The organism is Pseudomonas sp. AKS31 (assembly GCF_023634765.1).
Classification (GTDB): Bacteria; Pseudomonadota; Gammaproteobacteria; order Pseudomonadales; family Pseudomonadaceae; genus Aquipseudomonas.
The window spans coordinates 1-806 of the sequence record NZ_JAMLFX010000035.1 but is presented as its reverse complement, the minus strand read 5'-3'; the positions used below and the strand labels follow the sequence as shown (position 1 = coordinate 806).

The following is an 806-nucleotide window of genomic DNA, read 5'->3' as shown; positions in this document are numbered from 1 at the left end:
ATGATTTTGGCTACGACGCCAGCGCCGACGGTACGACCGCCTTCACGGATAGCGAAACGCAGACCGTCTTCCATCGCGATGGTTTTGATCAAGGTAACAGTCATCTGAATGTTGTCACCTGGCATTACCATTTCAACGCCTTCTGGCAGCTCGCAGTTACCAGTCACGTCAGTAGTACGGAAGTAGAACTGTGGACGGTAGCCTTTGAAGAACGGAGTGTGACGACCGCCTTCTTCCTTGCTCAGAACGTAAACCTCTGCGGTGAACTTGGTGTGTGGCTTAACCGAACCCGGCTTAACCAGAACCTGACCACGCTCAACGTCGTCACGCTTGGTACCACGCAGCAGAACGCCGCAGTTCTCGCCAGCACGACCTTCGTCGAGCAGCTTGCGGAACATTTCAACACCGGTGCAAGTAGTAACGGTGGTGTCACGCAGACCAACGATTTCCAGCGGATCCTGAACGCGAACGATACCGCGCTCGATACGACCAGTCACAACAGTACCGCGACCCGAGATCGAGAACACGTCTTCGATTGGCATCAGGAACGGCTTGTCGATCATACGAACTGGTTCTGGGATGTAGCTATCCAGAGTCTCTACCAGTTTCTTGACGGCAGTGGTGCCCATCTCGTTGTCGTCTTTGCCTTCCAGAGCCATACGAGCCGAACCGATGATGATCGGAGTGTCGTCGCCCGGGAAGTCGTAGGTGGACAGCAGGTCGCGAACTTCCATCTCAACCAATTCCAACAGCTCAGCGTCGTCTACCAGGTCAGCCTTGTTCAGGAAAACCACGATGTACGGAAC

At 54.5% G+C, this 806-nt stretch carries 1 protein-coding gene; it reads right to left on the bottom strand.

Features of this window, described 5'->3' with window-relative positions:
* The coding region (locus M9827_RS27590) for an elongation factor Tu (protein ID WP_250608377.1) at positions 1-806 on the bottom strand (806 nt) is incomplete at both ends.